General features: G+C 67.9%; 7 protein-coding genes. 3 read left to right on the top strand and 4 right to left on the bottom strand.

The window, feature by feature from the left end; all coding sequences use genetic code 11:
* Nucleotides 1-30 precede the first annotated feature (30 nt).
* Nucleotides 31-1,029, bottom strand: a complete 999-nt coding sequence (locus ACNFOC_RS50265) for an inorganic phosphate transporter (protein ID WP_416965679.1) — start codon at nucleotides 1,027-1,029, stop codon at nucleotides 31-33.
* Nucleotides 1,030-1,036: 7 nt separating this feature from the next.
* Nucleotides 1,037-1,657, bottom strand: coding sequence for a DUF47 domain-containing protein (locus tag ACNFOC_RS50260; protein WP_026151758.1), 621 nt, complete (start codon nucleotides 1,655-1,657; stop codon nucleotides 1,037-1,039).
* A 188-nt stretch (nucleotides 1,658-1,845) separates the two neighbouring features.
* Between ACNFOC_RS50260 and ACNFOC_RS50255 the strand changes: the two genes are divergently transcribed.
* Nucleotides 1,846-2,184: a metal-sensitive transcriptional regulator gene (locus ACNFOC_RS50255; protein WP_416965678.1), complete on the top strand. Its 339-nt coding sequence runs from the start codon at nucleotides 1,846-1,848 to the stop codon at nucleotides 2,182-2,184.
* Here ACNFOC_RS50255 and ACNFOC_RS50250 read toward each other — a convergent pair.
* Together ACNFOC_RS50250 and ACNFOC_RS50245 are read right to left on the bottom strand one after the other, a co-directional pair.
* A complete protein-coding gene (locus tag ACNFOC_RS50250; protein ID WP_019065442.1) occupies nucleotides 2,181-2,363 on the bottom strand; it encodes a hypothetical protein in 183 nt (60 codons plus the stop codon). The genes ACNFOC_RS50255 and ACNFOC_RS50250 overlap by 4 nt on opposite strands.
* A gap of 107 nt (nucleotides 2,364-2,470) precedes the next feature.
* Nucleotides 2,471-3,313, bottom strand: a complete 843-nt coding sequence (locus tag ACNFOC_RS50245) for an SCO4651 family lipoprotein (protein WP_416965677.1) — start codon at nucleotides 3,311-3,313, stop codon at nucleotides 2,471-2,473.
* A 158-nt stretch (nucleotides 3,314-3,471) separates the two neighbouring features.
* Here ACNFOC_RS50245 and ACNFOC_RS50240 point away from each other — a divergent pair, with 158 nt between their 5' ends.
* Complete coding sequence (locus ACNFOC_RS50240) at nucleotides 3,472-3,651, top strand: hypothetical protein (RefSeq protein WP_416965676.1); 180 nt, start codon at nucleotides 3,472-3,474, stop codon at nucleotides 3,649-3,651.
* Between the two features lie 65 nt (nucleotides 3,652-3,716).
* Nucleotides 3,717-5,279 (top strand): FAD-binding oxidoreductase, encoded by a 1,563-nt coding sequence (locus ACNFOC_RS50235; protein WP_416965675.1) that lies wholly within the window; start codon nucleotides 3,717-3,719, stop codon nucleotides 5,277-5,279.
* Nucleotides 5,280-5,538: the final 259 nt, after the last annotated feature.

Genomic DNA, 5,538 nt, shown 5'->3' with positions numbered 1-5,538 from the left:
GGAAAACCCCCTGGCAACAGCGCCGGGCGCCTACAGGAACGCCAGATCCACGATCCAGAACGAACACGCCGCCACGACCGCGGCAGCCGGCATCGTGATGAACCACCCCATCACGATGTTCTTGGCAACCCCCCACCGAACAGCGTTGACCCGCTTCGTCGCCCCGACACCCATGATCGCCGAGGTGATGACATGCGTCGTCGACACCGGCGCCTTGAAGAGATACGCGGTGGTGAACATGATCGCCGCACCCGTGGTCTCCGCAGCGAACCCCTGCGGCGGATCCAGCTCGATGATCTTCCGCCCGAGCGTCCGCATGATCCGCCAGCCACCCGCGTACGTCCCCAGCGACAGCATCAACGCACAGACGATCTTCACCCACACCGGAATCGGATCGCCGTACGTCGAGTGGCCGGAAATCACCAGTGCCATCACCACGACACCCATGGTCTTCTGCGCGTCCTGGAGACCGTGCCCGAGAGCCATACCGGCCGCGGAGACGGTCTGAGCGATCCGGAACCCCCGCTTGGCTTTGTGCGGATTCGCCCGCCGGAAGATCCACATGATCGCCGTCATCACCAGATAACCGCCGACCAGACCGACGACCGGCGACACGAACATCGGCACGATGACCTTGTCGACGACACCGTGCCAGATGACATCCGTACCGCCCGCGAGCGCGGCCCCCACCATCCCGCCGAACAACGCGTGCGAGGACGACGACGGCAGCCCGAAGTACCAGGTGACCAGGTTCCAGGTGATCGCGCCGACGAGCGCGGCGAAGAGGATCCCCATCCCCTTCGACCCCTCGGGCGTCTCGATCAGCCCCTCACTCACCGTCTTGGCGACCCCGGAACCGAGAAACGCGCCGGCGAGATTCATCACGGCGGCCATCGCCAGCGCCGCACGCGGCGTCAGCGCCCGCGTCGAGACCGACGTAGCAATCGCGTTCGCGGAGTCGTGAAAACCGTTCGTGTACGTGAAAAAGAGCGCGACCAGAATGGTCACGACCAGAGCGAAGGTGTCCATGGAGAGGTCAGGACTCCTTGACGGCGATGGTCTCCACCGTGTTCGCCACGTGCTCGAACGCGTCCGCCGCTTCCTCCAGCACATCCACGATCTGCTTGAGCTTCAGCACCTCGATGGCCTCGTACTTGCCGTTGAAGAGCATGGCCAGCAGCTTGCGGTGGATCTGGTCGGCCTGGTTCTCGAGGCGGTTGACCTCGATCCAGTACTCGGTGAGGTTGTCCATCGTGCGCAGGTTCGGCATGGCCTCGGCGGTCAGCTCCGCGGCCCGCGCCAGCACCTCGATCTGCTGCTCGACGCCCTTGGGCAGTTCCTCCACGTTGTAGAGGACGACCAGGTCGACGGCCTCCTCCATGAAGTCCATGATGTCGTCGAGGCAGGAAGCGAGGTTGTAGATGTCCTCGCGGTCGAAGGGCGTGATGAAGGAGGAGTTCAACTGGTGGAAGATCGCGTGCGTGGCATCGTCACCGGCATGTTCAGCGGCCCGCATACGCTCTGCGATCTCGGCCCGGCCGGCGGTGTCCGCCCCGAGCAGTTCCATGAGGAGTTTCGAGCCCGTGACGATGTTGTCCGCGGACGCGGCGAACATGTCGTAGAAGCTCGTCTCCCTGGGGGTCAGACGAAAGCGCACAAGGGGTCCTCGGGATGCATCGGTTTCGGTCAGGCTGATGCTAAGTGCATCATCCGGCCACGGCTAATGGGCCGTCCCCCAGTGTCGCCCATCAGGCACAGTGATCCGCACGGGGGCGTACCAAGGGCCCTATACCCAGCAAAGTTCGTTACGATATACCCACTAGGGGTATATGTCTGGAGGACGCGATGGACGCGACGACGACCACCGAGGCCGGCGCGGCGGCAGTGCCCTCCGAACCGGTGACGCACGGCTACCACAAGCAGAAGGACGAGCACCTCAAGCGCCTGCGCCGGATCGAGGGCCAGATCCGCGGGCTTCAGCGCATGGTCGAGGAGGACGTCTACTGCATCGACATACTCACCCAGGTGTCCGCCTCCACGAAGGCCCTTCAGTCGTTCGCGCTGCAACTTCTGGAGGAGCACCTGCGGCACTGCGTCGCCGACGCGGCGGTCAAGGGCGGCGAGGAGATCGACGCGAAGGTCGACGAGGCGACGAAGGCGATCGCCCGACTGCTCCGCACCTAGCGCCCCGGCCTCTCGGGGATGTCCCGTTCCTCGGCGACCTTCAGCACCTCGTCGATGCTCTCCAGGCTGAGCCGGTCCTCGGCGGCCGAGGCCGCGATGATCAGGTCTCCGCACAGCTCGATCTCGGCGAGGGCCACGTGGTCCTGAACTGCCGTACCGCCGACCGGAGCCACGTGCATCACCTCTTCTCTGCCGTCACCGACTTCCTAGAGTAGGGAGCGGTCTACACAACGCGCATGGCACGGACGGGCTAGTCCTCACACCGCCCCACACCGATCGGTTCAGCTCACTTCTCGGCGATCTGCCCGGCGTAGATGTCCTTCGACGCCGGAAGTCGTACGTCCACGGGGGCCCCGAAGTCGTACAGCAACGTCGTCGAGGCGACCGCCACGGTGCTGCGGCGCTGCCCGTTGACGAAGCTGAACCGCTGGCGGACCTTGCGGACGCGCCCCTGGTCGTCGAGGTAGACGTCGAAGGGCACCCGGGCGGTGGCGAACCCTTTCGCCGCCGACCTCAGAGCCGCCTCGTTCCCCTCCGACGCGCTGCGCGCGGCGACGGCGAGATCGGCGACCCCCCGATAGTGACGCACGGAGGCCCCGGCCACCTCCGTCTTCCCCAGATACGTCGCCGTAGTCGTCCCACGCAGCAACTCGGCGGCGGCGTACGGGTCGGTGGCCCCGCCGGTCACGAGGTTGCCGTCGGTCAGCGTCCCGGTGTCGACGCGTACCCATTTGTCGGCGGGCACCCCGGCGCCCCGGTTCTTCATGAACAGGGCGCCCGGCGCGAGGAGTTCGGTGATCGGCCGGTGCTCGCTGGCGCCGGCCGGGTCCTGCGGCAGCTGCACCTTCAGCCGGCCGAGCCGGCGGCGGAAGTCGTAGACGCCCTCGCCGCGGATGGTCACGCGGGTGCCGCCGGTGGCCATCTCCATGGACGTACGGGCCTGTGAACTCCCCGCCGCCACAAGCGAGTCGGCCGCGCGCCGCACAACCGCGACCGCGTCCCCGGCACCGCGCGCGTCCGCGGTCGCCGCCCCGTCACCGGCGCCGCATCCGCCGGTTCCGGCACAGACCCCGACCATGAGTCCCGCCGCGACGACCGCCCCGCGGGCCCGCCTCTGCTGCCGCTCCATAGCCTGCCGTACCCCCGTACGTCGTCACGGGCCCCTGTCGTTCCGCTTAACGACGGGTAGGTGGGCCCGTCACGCGACGGCACGGCCGTACAACCGCCCTATGACCGTCGCGCGACCGCCATACGAGCGCTTTACCCGGGCTCGGTACCTTGGTCGATGTGGCGCAGCAGGACGAACGACAGGCTCCCCCCGCGGATCCCGAACATCGCACGACGACGGTCGAGCAGGGCCCTTTCTGCTTCGCCCGCTGTGTCTGTGGCTGGCGCGGTCCGGCGAGACGGGCGAGAAGCCAGGCCAGGACGGATGCCACGGGGCATCCGCCTGTTCCGAACCTGTGACATGACCACGAGAACTTGTGGGGTCCGGCCCGTATCTCACTTCACGGAACCCCACAGGAGGCGAAATGGAACGGCGCTCATTCATAGGCGGCGGCGTGGCCGCGATAGCCGCGGTCGCGACGACCGCGTGCAACGGCAAGAACACCGGCGGCGGTGACGCGTCCGCCACGGCGACCAACGCCTCCACCTCGACGGGCCTGCGCACCACCACCGCCGCGGCCGCCGCCAACTGGGCCGCCCTGGCCCGTGAGCTGGACGGCACCCTGGTCCGCCCCGGTGACGCCTCCTGGAAGACGGCCCACCAGCTCTACAACACCCGCTTCGACTCCCTGAAGCCGGCCGCGGTGGCGTACGTCGCGAACCCCGACGACATCCGCTCGGTCCTCTCCTACGCCCGCGCCCACAACATCCGCGTCGCGATCCGCAACGGCGGCCACTCCTACGCCGGCTACTCCTCCGGCGACGGCCGCCTGATCGTCGACGTGTCGAAGCTGAACAAGATCCGGGCGAGCGGTTCCTCCGCGGTCGTCGGCGCCGGCGCCAAGCTGATCGACGTCTACCGGGGTCTCGCGGCGAAGGGCGTGACGATCCCCGCGGGCTCCTGTCCGACGGTCGGCGTCTCCGGCCTCACCCTGGGTGGCGGCCACGGCGTGGTCTCCCGGGCGTACGGCCTGACCTGCGACAGCCTCACGCAGGCGACGCTGATCACGGCGGACGGCAAGCAGCTGGTCGCCAACTCCACTGAGAACAAAGACCTGTTCTGGGCGCTGCGCGGCGCGGGCAACGGCAACTTCGGCGTGGTGACCGAGCTCCAGTTCAAGACCCACCCCGCGCCCCAGGCCGTATCCGGGTATCTCACCTGGCCGTCGTCGATGGCGGCGGCCGTGGTGAAGGCCTGGCAGGAGTGGGGCCCGGACCAGCCCGACGAGATCTGGTCGTCCTGCCACCTGACGAACACGCCCGGCGGCACGCCCCGCGTCTCGGTCGCCGCGTTCTCCCTAGGCACTTACACCGAACTCCAGAACGCGGTCGACAAGCTGGCCCACCTCGTCGGCGGCAACGCGTCGAGCGTCTCGCTGAAGCGGCACACGTACGAGGAGTCGATGGAGGCGTACGCGGGCTGCACGTCGTTCTCGACGGACGCCCAGTGCCACCTCCCGGGCTCGACCCCGGGCCGCTCCCCGCAGGGCGCGCTGGCACGGGAGACCTACGTGGGCCGCTCCGACTTCTTCGACCGCTCGATCTCGGCCACGGGCATCCAGACGATGCTCAACCAGATGAAGGCGGTCCGCGGCAACTCCGGCGACATCGCCCTGACGGCCCTGGGCGGCGCGGTCAACCGCGTCTCCCCCACGGCGACGGCCTTCGTCCACCGCCGCTCCCGCATCCTGGCCCAGTACATAGTCTCCTGGCCCTCCGGCACAGCCGGCACATCAGCCCAGTCCTGGCTGACGTCCTTCCACAACGCCATGAAGCCGTACGCCTCCGGCGCGGCCTACCAGAACTACACCGACCCAACCCTCACGAACTGGCGCAAGGCGTACTACGGCGACGCGACGACGCGCCTGACGACACTGAAGAAGCAGTACGACCCGAGTCGCTTCTTCACATATCCACAAGGCCTATAGGCAACCCCCTCAGGGGCGCGGGGAACTGCGCGACCAGCCACATCGGACCCGCACACGACGAACCGACCTCCCGGCGGAGCAATCACGCCGCGAGGTCCCGCTCCTCCGTCCCCGAAGTCTCCGTACGGGCCCCCGCCGGGACCGGTGACGGCGCCATACTCCGTCCCCACGGCGTACGGCGCGACGGGGACACCTCCGCTCAGGCGGCCCCAGCTCTTGGCTTGCTTGAGTTAGGCAACCATAAATGAGTTACTTGAGT

The organism is Streptomyces colwelliae, assembly GCF_048158785.1.
Taxonomy (GTDB): domain Bacteria; phylum Actinomycetota; class Actinomycetes; order Streptomycetales; family Streptomycetaceae; genus Streptomyces.
The sequence above is the reverse complement of the archived record's forward strand: the minus strand, read 5'-3'. Positions and strand labels throughout refer to the sequence as shown.

Coding starts and splice junctions, on each gene's coding strand:
- ACNFOC_RS50265 (WP_416965679.1), bottom strand. CDS start 1,029: ATGGACACCTTCGCTCTGGTCGTGACCATTCTGGTCGCGCTCTTTTTC.
- ACNFOC_RS50255 (WP_416965678.1), top strand. CDS start 1,846: ATGGACGCGACGACGACCACCGAGGCCGGCGCGGCGGCAGTGCCCTCC.
- ACNFOC_RS50250 (WP_019065442.1), bottom strand. CDS start 2,363: ATGCACGTGGCTCCGGTCGGCGGTACGGCAGTTCAGGACCACGTGGCC.
- ACNFOC_RS50245 (WP_416965677.1), bottom strand. CDS start 3,313: ATGGAGCGGCAGCAGAGGCGGGCCCGCGGGGCGGTCGTCGCGGCGGGA.
- ACNFOC_RS50235 (WP_416965675.1), top strand. CDS start 3,717: ATGGAACGGCGCTCATTCATAGGCGGCGGCGTGGCCGCGATAGCCGCG.